Annotated in this window: 18 protein-coding genes; 7 read left to right on the forward strand and 11 right to left on the reverse strand. The window is 63.9% G+C overall.

What is annotated here, in order from left to right; translation table 11 throughout:
* Positions 1-9: 9 nt before the first annotated feature.
* Both pncA and NKH04_RS10055 read left to right on the forward strand, forming a co-directional pair.
* Positions 10-609 carry a bifunctional nicotinamidase/pyrazinamidase gene (pncA, locus tag NKH04_RS10050; protein WP_023676971.1) on the forward strand — a complete coding sequence of 200 codons (600 nt, stop codon included), beginning with the start codon at positions 10-12 and terminating at the stop codon, positions 607-609.
* A 40-nt stretch (positions 610-649) separates the two neighbouring features.
* Entirely contained in the window at positions 650-2,077 is a 1,428-nt protein-coding gene (locus tag NKH04_RS10055; RefSeq protein ID WP_352539931.1) for a sodium:proton antiporter, read from the forward strand.
* Here NKH04_RS10055 and NKH04_RS10060 read toward each other — a convergent pair whose 3' ends face one another.
* The 8 genes from NKH04_RS10060 to gcvA all read right to left on the reverse strand — a co-directional run bounded on the left by NKH04_RS10060 (position 2,078) and on the right by gcvA (position 10,983).
* Positions 2,078-2,797, reverse strand: a complete 720-nt coding sequence (locus tag NKH04_RS10060; protein ID WP_353044295.1) for an ABC transporter ATP-binding protein — start codon at positions 2,795-2,797, stop codon at positions 2,078-2,080. It lies immediately after the preceding gene.
* Entirely contained in the window at positions 2,790-3,518 is a 729-nt protein-coding gene (locus tag NKH04_RS10065; RefSeq protein ID WP_352769443.1) for an ABC transporter ATP-binding protein, read from the reverse strand. Before NKH04_RS10065 ends, NKH04_RS10060 begins: the two co-directional genes overlap by 8 nt.
* A complete protein-coding gene (locus NKH04_RS10070; RefSeq protein ID WP_353044296.1) occupies positions 3,515-4,477 on the reverse strand; it encodes a branched-chain amino acid ABC transporter permease in 963 nt (320 codons plus the stop codon). Before NKH04_RS10070 ends, NKH04_RS10065 begins: the two co-directional genes overlap by 4 nt.
* Positions 4,474-5,355 carry a branched-chain amino acid ABC transporter permease gene (locus NKH04_RS10075; RefSeq protein ID WP_352539929.1) on the reverse strand — a complete coding sequence of 294 codons (882 nt, stop codon included), beginning with the start codon at positions 5,353-5,355 and terminating at the stop codon, positions 4,474-4,476. Before NKH04_RS10075 ends, NKH04_RS10070 begins: the two co-directional genes overlap by 4 nt.
* Positions 5,356-5,441: 86 nt before the next feature.
* Complete coding sequence (locus tag NKH04_RS10080; protein ID WP_352472378.1) at positions 5,442-6,746, reverse strand: ABC transporter substrate-binding protein; 1,305 nt, start codon at positions 6,744-6,746, stop codon at positions 5,442-5,444.
* A 162-nt stretch (positions 6,747-6,908) separates the two neighbouring features.
* The gene (locus tag NKH04_RS10085) at positions 6,909-8,348 is read right to left on the reverse strand and encodes a hypothetical protein (RefSeq protein WP_352814014.1); all 1,440 of its coding nucleotides are present in this window, start codon (positions 8,346-8,348) and stop codon (positions 6,909-6,911) included.
* A gap of 163 nt (positions 8,349-8,511) precedes the next feature.
* Positions 8,512-9,816 carry a nicotinate phosphoribosyltransferase gene (gene pncB, locus NKH04_RS10090; protein WP_352472380.1) on the reverse strand — a complete coding sequence of 435 codons (1,305 nt, stop codon included), beginning with the start codon at positions 9,814-9,816 and terminating at the stop codon, positions 8,512-8,514.
* A gap of 192 nt (positions 9,817-10,008) precedes the next feature.
* Positions 10,009-10,983: a transcriptional regulator GcvA gene (gene gcvA / locus NKH04_RS10095; protein WP_023676980.1), complete on the reverse strand. Its 975-nt coding sequence runs from the start codon at positions 10,981-10,983 to the stop codon at positions 10,009-10,011.
* Positions 10,984-11,166: 183 nt separating this feature from the next.
* Between gcvA and speB the strand changes: the two genes are divergently transcribed.
* The 4 genes from speB to NKH04_RS10115 all read left to right on the forward strand — a co-directional run bounded on the left by speB (position 11,167) and on the right by NKH04_RS10115 (position 14,493).
* Complete coding sequence (gene speB, locus NKH04_RS10100) at positions 11,167-12,228, forward strand: agmatinase (protein ID WP_353044297.1); 1,062 nt, start codon at positions 11,167-11,169, stop codon at positions 12,226-12,228.
* A 136-nt stretch (positions 12,229-12,364) separates the two neighbouring features.
* Complete coding sequence (locus NKH04_RS10105) at positions 12,365-13,174, forward strand: transporter substrate-binding domain-containing protein (protein ID WP_353044298.1); 810 nt, start codon at positions 12,365-12,367, stop codon at positions 13,172-13,174.
* Between the two features lie 6 nt (positions 13,175-13,180).
* A complete protein-coding gene (locus tag NKH04_RS10110; protein WP_352472383.1) occupies positions 13,181-13,849 on the forward strand; it encodes an amino acid ABC transporter permease in 669 nt (222 codons plus the stop codon).
* Entirely contained in the window at positions 13,846-14,493 is a 648-nt protein-coding gene (locus tag NKH04_RS10115; protein WP_353044299.1) for an amino acid ABC transporter permease, read from the forward strand. Before NKH04_RS10110 ends, NKH04_RS10115 begins: the two co-directional genes overlap by 4 nt.
* Before the next feature lie 16 nt (positions 14,494-14,509).
* On the opposite strand, the gene NKH04_RS10120 is transcribed toward NKH04_RS10115, so the two are convergent.
* Complete coding sequence (locus NKH04_RS10120; RefSeq protein WP_353044300.1) at positions 14,510-15,913, reverse strand: MATE family efflux transporter; 1,404 nt, start codon at positions 15,911-15,913, stop codon at positions 14,510-14,512.
* Positions 15,914-16,146: 233 nt separating this feature from the next.
* On the opposite strand from NKH04_RS10120, the gene NKH04_RS10125 reads away from it, so the two are divergent.
* Positions 16,147-16,728, forward strand: coding sequence for a histidine phosphatase family protein (locus NKH04_RS10125; RefSeq protein WP_353044339.1), 582 nt, complete (start codon positions 16,147-16,149; stop codon positions 16,726-16,728).
* Between the two features lie 13 nt (positions 16,729-16,741).
* Here NKH04_RS10125 and NKH04_RS10130 read toward each other — a convergent pair whose 3' ends face one another.
* Together NKH04_RS10130 and NKH04_RS10135 are read right to left on the reverse strand one after the other, a co-directional pair.
* Complete coding sequence (locus NKH04_RS10130; protein ID WP_352970226.1) at positions 16,742-18,328, reverse strand: FGGY-family carbohydrate kinase; 1,587 nt, start codon at positions 18,326-18,328, stop codon at positions 16,742-16,744.
* Positions 18,325-19,008: an HAD family hydrolase gene (locus NKH04_RS10135; protein ID WP_352449475.1), complete on the reverse strand. Its 684-nt coding sequence runs from the start codon at positions 19,006-19,008 to the stop codon at positions 18,325-18,327. The genes NKH04_RS10130 and NKH04_RS10135 overlap by 4 nt, the downstream gene beginning before the upstream one ends.
* Between the last annotated feature and the right edge of the window lies 1 nt (position 19,009).

Below are 19,009 nucleotides of genomic sequence, written 5' to 3' on the forward strand. Positions count from 1 at the left end.
GGAGGCTCCATGGCCGACGAAGCGCTTGTCGTTATCGACCTGCAGAACGATTTCTGCCCGGGTGGCGCCCTTGAAGTGGCCGGTGGCGACGAAATCGTGCCGTTGGTCAATGACCTGATCCGGCGGACCGAGCACGTCCTGCTGACGCAGGACTGGCACCCTGCCGGCCATTCGAGCTTTGCCTCCAGCCACCCCGGCAAGCACCCGTTCGAAACGATCGACGTGCCTTATGGCCACCAGACGCTGTGGCCGGATCACTGCATCCAGGGCAGCCTGGGATCGGATTTCCATTCGGGCCTCGCCTGGAGCAAGGCCGAGTTGGTGATCCGCAAGGGGTTCCGTCCTGCGATCGACAGCTATTCCGCATTCTTCGAGAACGACCGGACGACGCCGACCGGCCTTGCCGGCTATCTCCGGGATCGGAACATCGAGACGCTGACCCTGGTCGGCCTGGCGACGGATTTCTGCGTCGCCTTTTCGGCGCTCGACGCGGTCAAGCTCGGTTTTGAGACGTCCGTGCGGCTCGACGCCTGCCGCGGCATCGATCTCAACGGCTCCGTGGAGAGGATGCTGGGCCGGATGCGCGATGCCGGCGTGACACTGATTTGAACGTCATCCAGCCGAACCTGACAGACTTTTGAGGGGCTTCATGCGGTTTGCGGCGTTGACGGCAAGTGCTGCACTTATTGCAGCAATCTTTTCTCCGAATGCGGTTCTCGCGGCCGAAGCGCACGAATTGCCGGGCGCCGCCATGTCGCTTTGGTGGGTGCTGCCGTTTGCCGGGCTATTGCTTTGCATCGCGACCGGCCCGCTGCTGTTCCATCATGCTTGGGAGCACCATTACGGCAAGATCGCTGCCTTCTGGGCAGCGTTGGTGATCGGGCCGCTGGCCATCGCCTTCGGCATCCCGTCCGCCACGCAGGCAGTGCTGCATGCGCTGCTCACCGAATACATGTCGTTCATCATCCTGCTGTTTGCGCTGTTCACCATTTCGGGCGGTATCTTCGTTGCCGGCAACATACACGGCACGCCGCTGGTCAATGCCGGGCTGTTGCTGGGAGGGGCGCTGCTTGCCTCGATCATTGGCACAACCGGCGCCTCGATGATCCTGATCCGGCCGCTCATCCGCGCCAACGACAACCGGCGCTTCAACGCCCATGTCGTCATCTTTTTCATCTTCCTGGTGTCCAACATCGGCGGGTCGCTAACGCCGCTGGGCGATCCGCCGCTGTTCGTCGGCTTTCTGCGCGGCGTCGATTTCTTCTGGACGACAGTTCACCTGCTGCCCGAGACGCTGTTCGTCGCCGGCGTGGTGCTGGCTGTTTTCCTGGCGATCGACATCATCATGCATCGCCGGGAGGAAGGCGCGCCGAAGATCAAGGATCCGACGCCCGACAGCAAGGTGCGCATTCGCGGCCTGGCCAACATCCCGCTGCTGGCCGGCGTAATCGCCGCGATCCTGATTTCCGCTGCCTGGAAGCCGGGAGTGAGTTTCTCATTTCAGGGTGTCAGCCTCGAGCTGCAGAATCTGGTGCGGGACGCCGCCATCCTGATACTGGCCTTCACTTCGCTTGTCGTCTCGCCGAAGGAGTTTCGCGGCGCAAACGCCTTCAACTGGGGGCCGATTGCCGAGGTGGCGAAGCTGTTCGCCAGCATCTTCATCTGCATCGTGCCGGTCGTCGCCATATTGCGGGCCGGGCTCGATGGCGCGCTGGCGCCGTTGGTACTGCTGGTCAGTTCGCCGACCGGCGCGCCGGACAACCTTGCCTATTTCTGGCTGACCGGAGCGCTGTCGTCCTTCCTCGACAATGCGCCGACCTATCTGGTGTTCTTCGAGCTGGCTGGCGGCGATGCGCAGCATCTGATGACCGAGCTCGCCTCGACGCTGGCGGCGATCTCGGCAGGCGCGGTGTTCATGGGCGCCAACACCTATGTCGGCAATGCGCCGAATTTCATGGTCTATGCCATTGCCAGGCATCGCGGCATCAAGATGCCGAGCTTCTTTGGCTATATGGCATGGTCGGGCGCGGTGCTGATCCCGACATTCCTGCTTGCCGGCTTGCTGTTCTTTGCCTGATCATCCGACGCCGACATAGCGACGGACCGCGGAGGGATCGGAACGCAGTTCCTCGACATCGACCGTCTCGCGGTTGCGGCCGTTTTCGATGAAACAAACGCGGTCTGCGACCGACAGCACGGCATCGACGCGCTGCTCGACAAGAATTGTCGACACGCCAAGCGCACGCAGCTTCGACACGGTTTCGCGGATCTTGGCGATCATCGACGGCATCAGCCCTTCGGTCGGCTCGTCGAGCAGGAGCACCTGCGGTTCCAGACACAGGGCGCGGGCCATGGCCAGCATCTGCTGCTCGCCGCCGGATAGCGTGCCCGAACGCTGCCTGAGGCGCTGGCGCAACAGCGGGAAGAGATCGAGCACGTTCTCGCGCGTCGCCTTGCCCTTGTTGCGGGCCATCAGGCCGATCTCGATGTTTTCCGCCACCGTCATCTCGGCGAACAGCCGCCGGCCCTGCGGCACGTAGGCGACGCCGGCCTTGGGCACCTCGTGCGCCGGCAAGCCGCTCAATTCCCGCCCTTCGAGCCGAATCGACCCGGAGCTTGCCGGCACCAGACCCATGATTGCCTTCAGCGTCGTCGTCTTGCCGGCGCCGTTGCGGCCGAACAGGCAGAGCACTTCGCCCTCGTTCAAGACAAGATCGAGGCCATAGAGCACCTGGACCTCGCCATAGAAGCAGTCGACCCCGGAGATCGTCAGTGCCTTGGACTGGGCCTCAGCCATGGGTCGTCCCCAGATAGGCGTCCTGCACCGCGGCATTGGCGCGGATCTGCTCGGGCGTGCCTTCAGCCAAAATCCTGCCGGCGTTGAAGACGGTGATGCGGTCGGCGAGCCGCATGACCACCGGCATGTTGTGCTCGATCAAAAGCACGGTGGCGCTATCGGCGATCGCGCGCACCAGCTCGATGAAATTGTCGATCTCGCTGTCGGCAAGCCCTTGCGTCGGTTCGTCGAGGATCAGCAGCCGCGGCTTCAGTGCCAGTCCCATTGCCACTTCCAGCAACCGCTGGTGACCGTAGGACAATTGCCCGGCAGGCATTTGCGCCCGGTCGGCAAGGCCGGTGCGCTCGAGCGCCGCCATGACGCCGGTGTGAACCGCGCCCTTCGAGCGGCCGTCGGTCAGCGTGCGCTGCACCGGCAGGGCAACATTGTCGTAGGCGCTGAGATTGGCAAAGACGCTGGTGATCTGGAACGTATAGGCGATGCCGAGGCGAACCCGGGCGTAGGCAGGCAGGCTGGTGATGTCCGCGCCGTCGAAGACGATCATGCCCGACGAGGGCTGGATGCGGCCGCTGACCAGGCTGACGAAGGTGGTCTTGCCGGCACCGTTGGGGCCGATGATGGCGCGAATCTCGCCCGGTATCAGCGCGAAGTCGACGCCGTCGACGGCACGCAAGCCGCCGAAACTGCGCGACAGGCCTTTGGTGGTGAGCAGCGGCATCATGGCAACCACCCGAGCCAGCGCTGGCGGATGCTGCCGAGAATGCCTCTCGGGAAGAACAGCACCAGCAGGATGAGCGCTATGCCGACGATCAGCAGATAGGCCGAGGTGTAGCCGCTGGCGACGTCGATGACATAATACATGAACAGCGTGCCGATCAGCGGACCGAGCGTGGTGGCGCCGCCGCCCAGCAGCACCCAGAGCAGCGGCAGGATGGAATATTGCACCGAAGCGAAGCTCGAGCCGACATAGCCGAACAGCAGCGCATAGGCCGCGCCGGAGGCCGCGCAGATGCTGCCGGAGATGACGACGGCGGCAAGCTTGCTGGAGAACGTGTCGTAGCCGAGCATCTTGGTCCGCTCCTCGTTCTCGCGGATGGCGACCAGCACGCGACCGTAGCCGGAGCGGACTATCGCCAGGCTTATGAGCAGCACGATCGAGAACAGTGCCAGCGCGGTCATATAGCGCACGGTCGGGTTGGTGAGGTCGAGCGACGTGCTGCCCAGGACAAGGACACGCATCGGCTGCGGCACGACCATGCCCTGGTCGCCACCGGTCCAGGCAGCGAAATAAAGAATGACGAGATAGAATACCTGCGCGAACATCATAGTGACGATCATGAAGGCGACGCCGGAGGTGCGCAGCGCCAGCAGCCCGATCACCAGCGCGAGAAGCGCGCCGCAGGCAAGCCCGGCTGCGAAGGCGGCCGGCACGCTCCAGCCGAGATGGATGACGGCAAGGCCGGCGCCATAGAGCCCGGCTGAAAAGAACATGGCATGGCCGAGGCTGAGCAGCCCGACATAGCCGAACAGCAGATTGTAGCCCATGGCGAAGACCGCCAGCACCATGATGCGGGCGAGCAGGCCGTGATGGTATTCCGGCAGGACGAAGCTAAGCCCGAAAAGCAGGGCGATGACGCCGAGGTGCAGCGCATATGGCTTTGCCGGCGAAGCATCCTTCATCGCGATGTCGTCCCGAACAGGCCCTGCGGCCGGAACACCAGCACCATGGCGACGAGCAAGGTGGCTATGATCTTGGCCAGCGTCGGTGAGAAGAACACCGAGATGATGCCGTCGGAAAGGCCGATCAGCACCGCGGCGACGACCGTGCCGCGCAGCGAGCCGAGGCCGCCGATGATGACGACGATGAACGACAGCAACAGCGGGTCCTGTCCCATCAGATAGTGGGCCTGGCTGATCGGCACGATCAGCACCGCGGCGACAGCAGCCAGCATGGCGCCGAGCGCGAAAACACTGGCATAGACTCTGGTCACCGGAATGCCGAAGGCCTGCGCCGTCTCGCTGTCATATTGCGTGGCGCGCATGACGAGGCCGATTTTCGTGCGCGTCAGCACCAGCCAGGTCGCGACCAGCAGCAGCGCCGACGCGGCGATGATCGACAGCTTGTAGCCGGAATAGCCGAACCACGGCAGGAGGATGCGGTAGCTGAACGGCGGCTCCACCGGCCGCGCCTCCGGGCCGTAGAAGGTCAGCGCCAGTTGCTGGATGATGTAGAGCATGCCGATGGTGGCGACGATGGTGGCTTCCGGATTGTAGTTGAGCCGGCGCAGCACCAGCCGTTCGGCGAGCAGCGCGATCAGGCCGACGATCAGCGGCGCCAGCACCAGGGCGGCCAGGAAGCCGAGCGCCGGATGGCCAGATACCGCCGTTGAGATCGCCCAGGCAAGCACCGCGCCCAGCATGAAGAACTCGCCATGCGCGACATTGACGACGCGCATGACGCCGAACACCAGCGACAGCCCAAGCGCCGTCAGCGCCAGCACGGCGGAGGTGACGAGGCCTTCGAGAGCGGCGAGGAGCAGGTGAGGTCCGAAGTGCATCGGCTAAGCACCGGCGGATGCGCGAAGCACCCCCCTCTGGCCAGAGGAGGGTATCTTGGCGCTCACGCTTGCTGCAGCAGCCAAGCTCACAGCGTCTGCGTCGTGTAATCCCCCTCAGGCTCGTAGAGGCCGTCCTCGATCTTGGTCTTGTGGACGACATTCAGCCGGCCGCCTTCAACCTTGGAGATGTTCTGGATGCCAAAGCACTGGTGGATCTTGCCGTTGAAGGTTTTCGGCCCTTGCGGGTGCTCCGGCCCCTCGGCGAACTCGGTCAACGCCTCGGTCGCCTCGACCAGCTTGGCGCGGTCTTCCGGGCCCTTGTAGCCGGCATCCTCCATCGCCTTCTTGACGACGTAGAGCGTTTCCCAGCAGCCGAACATGTGCGCGGCGGTGGAGACGTCCTTGGGGTCGCCGACGGCGGCACCATTGTCGTCGATGCCGACGGCGGCGCGGTAGGCTTTCTGCGCAGGGGAGTCATCGGGCTGCGCATAACGCGGCGAGCCTTCCCAGAAATGGCTGCCGTCGAGGAATTCGAGGCCGGGGCTGTTGATGTCGGTGGCTTCGAGCGAATCGATGAAGCCGAACAATTGCGGCCGATTGGAGCCGTAGAACTCGCCGAGCTCCTTGACGAAGGTGAGCACCGCCGGGCCGACCATGACGTGGTAGATCACCTCGGTCTCCGCGGGGATCTGCGGGAAATATTTGGTGAAGGAGGATTCCGTCGGCGGAATCGCGATCTGCGCAATGACCTCGGCGCCTTGCGCCTTCAGGGCCGGCGGCAGGTAGTCGCGATGGTCGTAGCCGAAAGCGAAATCGGGGAAGATCTGCGTCACCTTCTTGCCGGCATTGGCGGCAATCCACGGCGCCATCGACTGGATCTGGCTCTTCACATCGGTGATGCCGGGCTGGAAGACGTAGCGGTTCAACTTGGTCGAGGCGACGTGGTGGCCTTCGCTGACAACGAAATAGGGCATCTTGGCCTCGCCGGCGGCCGGCGCCGAGCCGATGACGACATGCGAAAACAGCGTGCCGTAGACGATATCGGTCTTGTGCTGAGAGGCGAACTTGCCGACGACTTCGGCTCCCCGGCCGGGATCGGTGCCGTCATCCTCAATGATCACCTCGACGGGTCGGCCGTTGATGCCGCCGGCATCGTTGATCGCCTTGACGGCAGCCGCTGTGGTCTTCTCGTACCAGCGGCCATAGGCGGCGCCGATGCCGGTGCGGTGCGACTGGAAGCCGATCTTGATCGGCGCCGAGTTCTGCGCCTGGCTGTAACGCACGAAACCCGGCGCGACGGCAAGACCGGCGCCGGCGGCAAGGCCCTTCAGCGCCGTGCGGCGGGTGAGAGCGGATCTGGAGAGATCGAAAAACCCATTCTTGTCAGTCACGGCAGTTCCCCTTGTTTTTGAGCTTTGACCAATGGCTGTAGCAGGCAGGCCACTCTTGTTAAGAGGGGCGAAAATTGCATGTGTACAAACTAAATCACCAAAGCTCTGACGTGGCAAGCGAGCTTTCCCCAAGGTTCGATTGACGGCCATCGCACACCTCGTTCATCCGGCGCTCGGCGTCGCAAGCAGCCATAGGCCGAGGACGGTGTAGGCGATCATCAGCACGGTGAGCGGGAACTGGCTGAGCGCGGCGCGAGCCGGAATGGCGTGCAGCCGCCAGGCCAAGCCATGGGCGACAAGCACAGCAAGCATGTGGCCGCCAATGATGACGCCGGCCTGGAGGTTCCACAGCCACCACGCCGAGCCGGCGCCGGCGACAACGCCGGCTTCAATTGACATGTCTGCGGTACCGAACAGGTTCCAGCCAAACGCAAACGGGTCGGAGAGAGCGGCAATTGCATATTGGCCGTCGACCAGCAGCGCCGTCAGATAATGCGCGAAGTGGTAGGCGAGCGCGATCGGTACGATCGACCAGGCCAAAAGCCCGGCGGCGTGACCGAGCGAATGGTTGCTGCCGGCAAGGTGCTGGCCAAGAAAGACGGCTAGCGCGAACACGGCCGCAAGCACGGCAAAGCTCAGCACAAGACCGAAACTGCCGATGCCGATCAAAGCGGTGCGTCCAGGAAACTCCAGCGGATTGATGCCGAACCAGCCTAGCCAGAAGAAGGTTTTCGACAGGCCGTCGAAGGACACAGACGACAGCGCAAGCAGCAGGAAAGCGACGCCGCTGAGCGGTAGCGGCGCGCCACCGAGCAGCTTGGCACCCGGCCAGCAGAGTTTGAGCCGGCCGTCTTCGTTGCGCTCGATGATGGCGAAGTGCGCTACCATGGAAAAGAACACCGTCAGGAACTCACCGCGCAGGCTCCAGTCGCGGTATCCGACGACCTGCATAGCGGCAAAGGTCAGCAGCCAATAGGCGCCGGCGGCCCAGGCCAGCCGCGCCGGATCGTCTGGCGCAGGGTCGATCAGCTCGAACCAGGCGAAGGCGAAGAACAGCAGGAAAGCCGGCCAATAGCCGAGCCGTTGGGGGAGCAGATTCGGCTGCGTTCTGCCGGACAGGCGCGAGGCGACGCGGCATGGCCCGTACCAGGGGTTGAGCCACGACCAGAGATCGCCGGCGAGCCCCTGCAACAGAGCCAGGCCAACCCAGAGCAGCGTCCACACGGTCAGCGGCAGCGGATTGGAAAGCGGATCGCGGCTGCCGAACAGGCCGGCGGCAATCAGAATTGCAAAGCCGGCAAAGGATACCAGGCTGACGGCAGTCCGCGCGCCGTCGCCGAAGGTAAAAAGCGGCAGGCGTTTGCGCCAGAAGCGGTCGAGGGAGTCCGGCGGCAGTAGAGCCAGGACAAGGAAGCTGGCGGCAACCGCGAGCGCGCCACCGACGACGTAGTAGCCGGTGGGAAGCAGCAGGACATGGCCGCGGTCGGAGGCGTGGGCGAAGGCGGGCGTGGATGGGAATGCCAAGGAAGCGACGAGGCCGGGAAAGGGCCTGATTGCCGAAATGCAGCGCTCTACAGCGCCCCCCTCTGTCCTGCCGGACATCTCAAGCGGGGAGATCGGCGGTTCCGCCGTCGGCTCTCCTTCTGCAACTTCAGCAATTGGCGAAAGCAGCAATGAGGGCGCAATCTCCCCCCTCGCGGGGGAGATGTCCGGCAGGACAGAGGGGGGCGCGAAGGAACTCATACTACGCAAGAGTTCCCCTACTTCACACCTTCACCAACTGCTCCACGCGGTCCTTCTGGCCGAAGATGCGCAAATAGCGCTCGATCTCTTTCTCGTCGCCAGTCGACTTGGCCGGATTGTCGGAAAGCTTGACCGCCGGCCTGCCGTTGGCTTCGGTGACCTTGCAGACCAGCGAGATGGCGTCTAGCCGGTTGGTCTCGGTCGGCGCGCAGCCCTCGAAATCGTTGGTCAGGTTGGTGCCCCAGCCGAAGGACATGCGCACCTTGCCGCGGAAATGGCGATAGGTTTCCTCGATGGTCTCGACCTCCAGCCCATCCGAGAAGATGAGCAGCTTCTGCTTGGGGTCCTTGCCCTTTTCGCGCCACCAGGAAATGATTTTCTCGCCGCCTTCGATCGGCGGCGCGCTGTCGGGGCGGAAGCCGGTCCAGTCGGCGACCCAGTCCGGTGCATCGCGCAGGAACGCCGCGGTGCCGAAGGTGTCCGGCAGTACGATCAGCAGGTTGCCGCCGTAGTAGCGCTGCCAGTCCTGCAGCACGTTGTAGGGCGACCGTTTCAATTCCTTTTCCGAATTGGTGAGCGCGGCGAACACCATCGGCAGCTCATGCGCGTTGGTGCCGAGCGCCTCGAGATCGTTGTCCATGGCGAGCAGCACGTTGGAGGTGCCAGTGAAGGCCTCGCCGATGCCCTCCTTCAACGCTTCGACGCACCAGCGCTGCCACAGGAAAGAATGACGGCGGCGGGTGCCGAAATCCGAGATGCGGATGCCGGGCAGCGCCTTCAGCCGCTCGGTCTTGGCCCACATCTTGGCCTTGGCGCGGGCATAGAGCACGTCGAGCGCGAACGGCCCGAACGCCCGCATGGCCGCGCGAGATCGAAGTTCATTGATAATTGCCAGCGCCGGGATCTCCCACAGCGTCGTGTACATCCACGGACCGCTGAAGGCGAGTTCGTATTGGCCGTCGCGCTTGGAAAGCTCGTATTCGGGCAGCCGGAAATTTTCCAGCCAGGCGAGGAATTCCGGTTCGAATATCTGCTTGCGGCCATAGAAGGTGTTGCCGCCGAGCCAGATCATCTCTTTCTTAGAGAAGCGCAAGGTGCGGGCATGGTCGAGCTGCTCGCGCAGCTCCGTCTCATCGATCTCCTCGGCAAGGCGGACCGAGGTGGTGCGGTTGATCAGCGAGAAGGTGGCGTCGACCTTGGGATACATGCCCCAGATCATCTGCAGCATCAGAAGCTTGTAGAAATCGGTGTCGAGCAAGCTGCGGACGATCGGGTCGAGCTTCCAGGTGTGATTGTAGACGCGCCGCGCTATATCGGTCTTTGCCATCGCTTAATGCGCCTTCGTTGCTCGCTCTAGCTTTTGTCTAGCGCAATTCCGGACGGAAAACCGCTGCGCACTTTTCCTGGAATTGCTCCAAATGCCTCTTAGCATCGAATTTTTGAACGCGCCTCCCGCTTTGCGGGCTGGCCCGACAAAAAGAAGCCCCTGCTGCAAGCGGCGCCTACGGCAGTTTCGGCCTCAGGATGCGGTCTTGGCGCCGACCACCTTGAGCGCCGGACGCTTGCGGCGAATGCCGATGCGGCCTGCCACCGGTGCGTCAGCGCGGCGGTCGGCCTGTTCTTTCTCGGCAAACAGCCAGTCGATGAACAATTGCACGATCGGTGCCGACCGCATCTCGTTGCGGCAGACGACGTAGAAATCGTCGACGGCCGGCACGGAAAGGCTGAACGGGGCGACAAGCAGGCCCCTGGCGAGCAGTCCGCTTGCCGTCACCGTATCGCCGAGCGCCACGCCATGGCCGTGAACCGCGGCCTCGGTCGCCATCCGCGCATCGCCGAGATGATGGCGACGGCCGCGCTCGAGGTCCAGCGCGTCGGCGGCGGCCAGCCAGGTATGCCATTCGCGGCCGTCGTCGCCATGCAGGAAGACGTGATCGGCGAGGTCGCGAACGGTGCGGATCGGGCGGTTGTTGATCAGCGTCGGGCTGACCACCGGGAACAGTTCGAGGCCCGACCATTTGCGCATCCAGCAGTCGGTCCAGCTGCCGTCGCCATAGTGCACGCAGACATCGATATGCGGTGCGCGGACGTCCTTGGCATCATTGGATGGGATCAGCGTCAGCCTGATATCCGGATATTGCGAGGTGAAGCTGCCCAGCCGCGGGATCATCCACAGCAACAGTAGCGCCGGCACGCAGGATACAGAGAGAACGCCGGTGCTGGCCGGTCTCGTCATGCGCTGCGTGGCGGCGGCAATGCCGTCGAAGGCGGTCGACACCGCCGGCAGCAACTCGGCGCCGTGCGGCGTCAGCTTCACCCGCTGACCGGCACGCTCGAACAGCTTGACACCCAACGATTGCTCGAGCGCCTTGATCTGATGGCTGATGGCGCCGTGGGTGACGTTGAGCTCAGCCGCCGCCTTGCTCAGCGAGGCGTGGCGCGCCGTCGCCTCGAAGGCGCGCAGCGGGTTGAGCGGTGGCAAACGCTTGGCCATTTGGACCCTAGGCTCTGTGAGATTTTCTCACAGATAACACGCTAACAATATCAATTGATTTTTCAATGCAGCTACGGGACACTTTGCCCAGGCATTGCATCAAGACGTGAAATCTGCAGGCAGCCGGCGGCTGCGGCTATCGAGGCCGCCGCCCGCGCGCCGCACCAGCCATGGAGGACCGACATGGGTTACGACCGCGGCAAGCTCGAAGCGTTGCGCCGCAAATACGGCGAGAGCCATGGCGGCGAAATGTTCGACCCGAAATTCCAGCGTGTCGCCGACAAGATCTTCTCCAAGACCGGCACGCGACTGGCGCCCTATTCCGGCATCCCGACCTTCCTCGCGGCGCCCTATCGTGAAATCGCCGCCGACAATCCGGATTTCGGCGATCTGCAGGTGGCGATGATCGGTGTGCCGATGGATCTGGGCGTCACCAACCGGCCGGGCGCCCGTTTCGGGCCAAGGGCGTTGCGCGCCATCGAGCGCATCGGCCCCTACAATCATGTGCTGGAATGCGCACCGACGCATGAGCTGAAGGTCGCCGACATCGGCGACGTGCCGTTCCAGAGCCGCTACCGGCTGGAGACCAGCCATGACGACATCGAACGCCGCACCAACCAGATCGTCGACGCCGGCGTCCTGCCCTTGTCTGTCGGCGGCGACCATTCGATCAGCCACCCGATCCTGAAGGCGGTCGGCAAGAAGGCGCCGGTGGGCATGATCCATATCGACGCTCATTGCGATACCAGCGGCCTGTTCGACATGACCAAGTTCCACCATGGCGGGCCGTTCCGCAACGCGGTGCTGGACGGCGTGCTCGACCCGAGCCGCACCATCCAAATCGGCATTCGCGGCTCGGCCGAATATCTGTGGGAGTTCACCTATGAGTCCGGCATGACCGTCGTGCATGCCGAAGAGGTGACCGGCCTCGGCATTCCCGCCATTATCGAGAAGGCGCGCAGGATAGTCGGCGACGGCCCGACCTATGTCTCCTTCGACATTGACAGCATCGATCCGGCCTTCGCGCCGGGCACCGGCACACCGGAAGTCGGCGGGCTGACGACGCGCGAAGTGCTCGAGCTGCTGCGCGGCCTGAAGGGACTCAACATCGTCGGCGGCGACGTGGTCGAGGTGGCACCGCAGTACGACGCGACCACCAACACGGCGCACGCCGGCGCGCAGGTGCTGTTCGAGATCCTCAGCCTGATGGCCTTCAGCCCGGCAATCACCGGCAAGGCGGGCTGACACGCTCGACCATGATCCCGAAAGTGGGAACCGGTTTTCGGAGAAGATCATGGTCCACCAGAGAATCCAAAGGCGACCGCCGCGCTGGAGCCGGCGGTTGCACTCAAACAAACAAGCTTCCAGCAGGGGAATGACAATGACACTTCACATGAAATTCAAATCGTCCATCGCCGCCGTGCTGATGCTCGGCGCGACCGGTTTTGCTTTCACCACGCAGGCCGTCAATGCCGACGCGATCGACGACATCGCCAAGGCCGGCGCCATCAATGTCGGCATCTTTTCCGACTTCCCGCCCTTCTCCTCGGCCAGCGCCGACATGAGCATCAAGGGCTACGACATCGACGTGGCGCAATCCATCGCCGACCAGCTCAAGGTCAAGCTCAATCTGGTCAGCGTGACCGGCCAGAACCGCATTCCGTACCTGACCGACAAGCGCGTCGACCTGCTGATGAGCGTCGGCTACTCCAAGGAGCGAGAGCAGGTAATCGATTTCGCCGCCGCCTACGCACCCTACTACATCGCCGTCATCGGCCCGGCAGCACTCTCGGTCAAAGGCAAGGAAGACCTTGCCGACAAGTCGATCGCCGTCAATCGCGGCACGCTGGAGGACACCTCGCTGACCGAGGCGGCACCCGCCTCGGCCGACATCCGCCGTTTCGACAACTATAATTCCGTCATCCAGGCGTTCATCTCGGGCCAGACCCAACTGATGGTGGTCGGCAACGATGTCGGCGCCCAGGTGCTCGCCCGGCAGGAGGAACTGAAGCCGGAGCAGAAATTCCAGCTTCTCACCTCGCCCTCGCATATCGGCCTCAACAAGAAGGAAGACCGCCTCAAGCAAGCGGTCAACGATGCGGTCGCCAAGATGCTGGCCGACGGCAAACTGGACGAAAGCTCGAAGGCCTGGCTGAAGACACCGCTCGATCCCGCCAATCTCAAGGATTGACGGCCAGTGACCTATAGCCTCGACTTCGGCTGGCTTGCCGGGGCGACAGGCGCAATCGCGCGCGGCGCGGCCACGACGATCCTGCTGATCGCCGTGACCACGCTGGCGGGAACGTTGCTCAGCATCCTCGGCGCGGCAGGGCGGCGGAACGGTCCGCTGCTGCTCAAGCGGGCGATCGGCGTCTATGTCGAGGTGATCCGCAACACGCCGTTCCTGGTGCAGCTGTTCTTCATCTTCTTCGGGCTGCCCAGCATCGGCGTCAGGCTCGATCCGGTGCTGGCAGCCATGTTGGCGATGACGCTCAACATGGCCGCCTACACGATCGAGATCGTCGGCGCCGGGCTCGACGCGGTGCCGCCCGGGCAGACGGAAGCGGCACTGGCGCTTGGGCTCAGGCCGCGCCAGGTCTTCATCAAGATCGTGCTGCCGCAGGCGCTCAAGGTGATCTATCCGGCGCTGACCAGCCAGATCGTCATCATGATGCTGGAATCCGCCGTGGTGTCGCAGATCGCGGTGCGCGAGCTGACCTATGAAGCCGACATGCTGCAGGCGCGCACGTTCCGGGCTTTCGAGACCTATTTCGTGGTGACGATGGTCTACCTCGCCCTGTCGATTGGGCTGCGCCAGCTGCTGGTCGGCGGCGGCCGCCGGCTTCTCGGAGCCGGCGTGTCATGATCGAATTCACCTTCTGGGACATTCTGCGCAACCTGCTGCTGGCGGCGCGGTGGACGGTGCTCTTGTCGCTGGCCGCGTTTGTCGGCGGGGCCGTGGTCGGCATGATCGTGCTGTTCTTCCGGATCGCCAAGAATAAATGGGCGCGCCGGTTTGCCTCCGGCTACATCGCGCTTTTCCAGGGCACGCCGCTGCTGATGCAGCTCTTCCTGATGTTCTTCGGCTTGCCGATGCTGGGCCTGCGCATCGAGCCGTGGACCGCGGCGGTGCTTGGCCTGACCTTCTTCGCCAGCGCCTATCTCGCCGAGATCTGGCGCGGCGGCGTCGATGCGCTGCCGCGCGGCCAGTGGGACGCCGGCGCCAGCCTCGGCCTGCACTATCTGCAGGAACTCCGGCTGATCATCTTGCCTCAGGCGTTTTCGATCACCCGCGCACCGACCGTCGGCTTCCTGGTGCAGCTGATCAAGTCGACCGCGCTGACGTCGATCATCGGTTTCGAGGAGCTGGTGAGGACATCCAACGCGATCAACAATGCGACCTTCGAACCGTTCAAAGTCTATGGGCTGGTAGCGCTGATCTTCTTCGTCATGTGCTTTCCGCTGACGCAATACGCACGTTCGCTCGAGCGACGGGCGGCGGCCCGCTGAGCGGGCGACCAGCAATTCAACGCCCGAATACCAGCGGCGGCGCGATCCTGTCACGCCGCAGCCAGCGCACCAGCAGGAGTGCCGCAACCACCGCCAGTCCCGACGACAGGCCGATCCAGATGCCGACGCCGTTGAAGCCGAAACGAAAGGCCAGCAGCACGCCGAGCGGCAGCCCGATGCCCCAATAGCCGATCGCGGCATAGATCATCGGCACCTTGGTGTCGTGCAGGCCGCGCAGCATGCCGCTGGCGACCGCCTGCGCACCGTCAAAAACCTGGAACAGCGCAGCAAAGGCGAGGAACGAGACGGCAAGCGCCACCACCTCGGCATTAGCCGGATTGCCCAGATCGATGAAGGCGCCGATCAAGAGATGCGGCCACAGGATCATCACTAGCCCCATCAGCGCCATGAAGGAGACACCGACGACATAGGCGGTCCAGCCAGCCCGGCTGACACCTTCCGGATTGCCGGCGCCGTGGGCAAGTCCGACGCGCACCGTCACCGCCTGGTTGAGGCCGAGCGGCACCATGAAGGTGATCGAGGCGATCTGGATGGCGATCGCATGGGCGGCAAGCGAAGCCGCATCGATCAGGCCCATGAGAAAGGCCGCCGCGTTGAAGATCGTCACCTCGAACGCCAGCAGGCCCGCGATCGGCAGGCCGAGCCGCAGCAGGCCCTTGAAGCGCGGCCAATCGGCGCGCCAGAAGCGTCCGAACAGGCGATAGCGCCGGAATTTCTTCTCAAGCATCACCACCGCCGCCATGCCGGCGAACATCAACGTGCTGGACAGAGTGGTGGCGAGGCCGGAGCCGGCGATGCCCATCGATTGGATGCCGAGATTGCCGAACATGAACAGCCAGTTGAAGAAGGCGTTGCAGGCGACGGCAACGAAGACGATGATCAGCGCCCAGCCCGGCCGCTCCAGCGCCGAAATGAACGAGCGCAGGACGATGTAGCCGAAAAAGGGCAGCACCGCCCATTCGAGCCAGCGCAGATAGATGCCGGCCTGGTGCGCCAGCGCCGGTTCCTGACCCATGGCCAGCAACACGCTCTCGCCGTGCCAGAGAAGGGCCCATATCGGAATGCAAATGAGGATCGCCAGCCACAGACCCTGGCGCACGGTGCGGCGCAGGTCGCGCACCGAGTGCCGGCGACGGCCGAGCTCGGTCGCCATCATCGGCGAGGTCGCAAGCATCAGGCCGAGCCCGAAGATGAGCGGTATGAAGTAGAGGTTGGCACCAAGCGCACCGCTGGCCAGCGTGTCCGCCCCCAGCCGCCCCATCATCATGACGTCGGTAGCGGTCATCGCGGTCTGGCCGAGATTGGTCAGCACCATCGGCCAGGCGAGCGCCAGCATCGCCCTGATTTCCCGACGCCAAAGGTTTTCCGGCGCGCGAGCGTCGGCTTCGATCGCAGACATTCTAGCTTTCCGCCTATCCGATTGCGGCACGTCAGCAAGAGCCGGAAGCCGCGTCTCAGCGCGGAAAATGGCCATGATCGGCCGGATTCCGCATTACGGCGAGTTTGTCTATGAAATAGGCACCGGTGGCAAGAGGCTGACTTGCGGAAGGGTTAAGCCAGTCAGCTCCATGCAGGCTGTTGGAGAGGCTATGGAAGCCGCTATGGTCGCGGCAGATCCATTTGAAAGGCAGCCTGATGAGCACGTTTCCCGAAATCTATCTGGTTCGGCATGGCGAGACGGAATGGAGTGCGTCCGGAAAACATACCGGCCGAACCGACATACCGCTGACGCCGGCCGGCGAGGAAGCGGCAAGGCGGATCGCTGAGCGGCTCAAGGGCCTGTCCTTCTCGGCGGTGTGGTCGAGCCCGTCGCAGCGCGCCTTCAACACCTGTGCGCTGGCCGGCTTCGGCTCGTCAGGCGTGAAGAAGGACGATCTGGCGGAGTGGGATTATGGTGCCTATGAGGGATTGACCACCAAGCAAATCCTCGCCGAGCGCCCCGGCTGGCGTCTTTTTCGCGACGGCTGCCCGAGCGGCGAGTCCGCCACGGATGTCGGCTCGAGGGCGGACCGGATCGTCAGCCGGTTGCGCGAGGTCGGCAGCAATGTCCTGGTCTTCTCAAGCTCGCATTTCCTTAGAGTGCTGGCCGCACGCTGGCTCGGCCTGCCGCCGCAAGCCGGCGCGTTTTTCGTGCTGGATACCGCCAGCATAAGCGTGCTCGGTTATGAGCACGACCTTGACGAGCCGGTCATCCGGCGCTGGAACCAGAGATAGCAACCGATCCGATTTATCGGATCGCGTCCAGCGCCTGCCTTTGCCTGTGCATTTCGAGAAACACGCGGTAGTCGCGATCGAACCGGCCGGCGGCAGCCGGATTGGGCTCTCGCGTCCTGCCGCCCTGTTGCATGGCGACGCAGGCAGCGTTCAAATCGGGAAAAAGCCTGGCCGCGGTGGCGGCAATCATGCCGGTGCCGAGCAGCACCGCCTCGTCCGCCAGCGGCTCGACCACCGTGCAGCCGGTGGCATCGGCATAGAGCTCCATCAACAGCGGGTTCTTGGTGTGGCCGCCGGTGACGTGCAGCGTGTCGATCAGATAGCCGTTCTCGTTCAGCGCTTCCAGCACATGACGGACGCCAAGCGCGACGCTGACGGCGGTGCGCCAGTAGAGCTTGCACAGACTGTCGAAGGAGGCATCCAGCGTCAGCCCGCTGATGACGCCGACGGCATGCGGGTCGGCGAGCGGCGAGCGGTTGCCGTGAAAATCGGGCAGTACGTGCAGCCTTGCGGCGAGGTTGTCGCCCTCGACGGCGCGCAGCTCGGCGACGCGGTGGGCAATCCTGGCATGCATGGCGGCATCCGGCTCGCCGCCGGCGCCATGCCAGCGGATGATGTGGTCGAGCAGCGCGCCGGTGGCCGACTGGCCACCTTCCGACAGCCACAGGCCGGGAAGGGCTGCGCCATAATATGGGCCCCAGACACCGGCGAAAGGCTGCGGATCGGTCGACATCGCCATGACGCAGCTCGACGTACCGGCAATCAGGGCCAGATGGCGACCGATGTTCGTTGCGTCACCGGCGAAACCGCCGAGCACGCCAAGCGCGCCGGCATAGGCATCGATGACGCCGGCGCCGACCCGGCATTTTTCGGTGAGGCCAAGCTCCGTCGCGGCTTGCGCGCCGAGCGGGCCGATATCGGCACCGACCGGGCTTGCCTTTTCCGGCAGGTTGCCGTGCTCAAAGATATCGCCGAGCCCGACGGCTTCGAAGAAGTCGCGCCGCCAGCCGGTCGCTTCATGGGCTAGATAGGTCCATTTGGCGGTCAGCGTGCATTGTGAACGGGAGAGCGAGCCGCTTGCCTTCCAGGTGAGGAAGTCGGTGAGGTCGAATAGATAGCCGGCTTCGTTCCATGTTCCGGGCAGGTTGCGCTTCAGCCACATCAGCTTCGGCGTCTCCATTTCCGGCGACATGACGCCGCCGATATAGTCGAGCACAGCGTGGCCGCTTTCAGTGCATTCGTCGGCCTCGGCAATTGCGCGATGGTCGAGCCAGACAATGGTGTCCCAGCGCCTTTCACCAGTGACGGACACGCTGAGCTGGCCGCCATGCCGGTCTCGCACCACCAGCGAGCAGGTGGCATCAAAGGAGATGCCGACGATATCCTCGGCCCGCACGCCCGCCTTTTCGCGGGCAGCGCGGACGGCCATGCACACCGCCGACCATATATCCTGCGAATCGTGCTCGGCATGATCGGCCTTCGGCTGTTGCATGGCGATCGGGTGCTCGGCGCGGCCGAGCAAGGCGCCACCGGTGTCGAGAATGCCGGCACGAGCGCTTCCGGTGCCGACATCGACCGCGCAAACGAAACTGTTGGTCAAGGTGTTCTTGCTCTCGCTCCCAGGCCTGCAATCAGATCGGGCAATTGCAGCATGTCAGCGAATATAAAGTCCGGCTCACTCGACGCAAGCCGCGCTTTCAATGCCGGGTTGCCGGTGTGCGAGCCGCCGGTGAAGGCAAGGACGCGCATGCCGGCCGCCCGCGCCGCTTCGATGCCGGCCGGGCTGTCCTCGACGACGAGGCAGTTTCGCGGGGCCGCTCTCATTTTATCTGCTGCATGGAGAAAGAGATCGGGCGCCGGTTTGCCCCGCGCCACCATGGCGGCGCTGAACAAATGCGGCTCCAGCAGCCCAAGCAACCCGGTGACGTCGAGCGCATAGCGGATGCGTTCCAGGGTGCCGGAGGAGGCGACGCAGCACGGTACGCCGAGCCTCGGCAGGACCTGTGCGATACCTGGCATCGGTTTCAGCTCCTCGCGGAATCTGCGCATCAGTTCGGAGCGCATCTCGGTCAGATGCTGCTCGGTGAGATCGAGCCCGAAGTCGCTTGCGAGGATTTCGCGGACGCTCTTCATGCTCTTGCCGAGGAAGTGCTCGTAGGCAATGTCCTCGCTGACGTTGCCACCGGCAAGCGCGATCATCTCCAGCAATGCCGAGACGGACAGCATCTCACTGTCCACCAGCACGCCGTCACAGTCGAAAATGACCAGTTCAGGCGTCATC

This window comes from Mesorhizobium sp. M1365 (assembly GCF_040317865.1).
GTDB lineage: Bacteria > Pseudomonadota > Alphaproteobacteria > Rhizobiales > Rhizobiaceae > Mesorhizobium.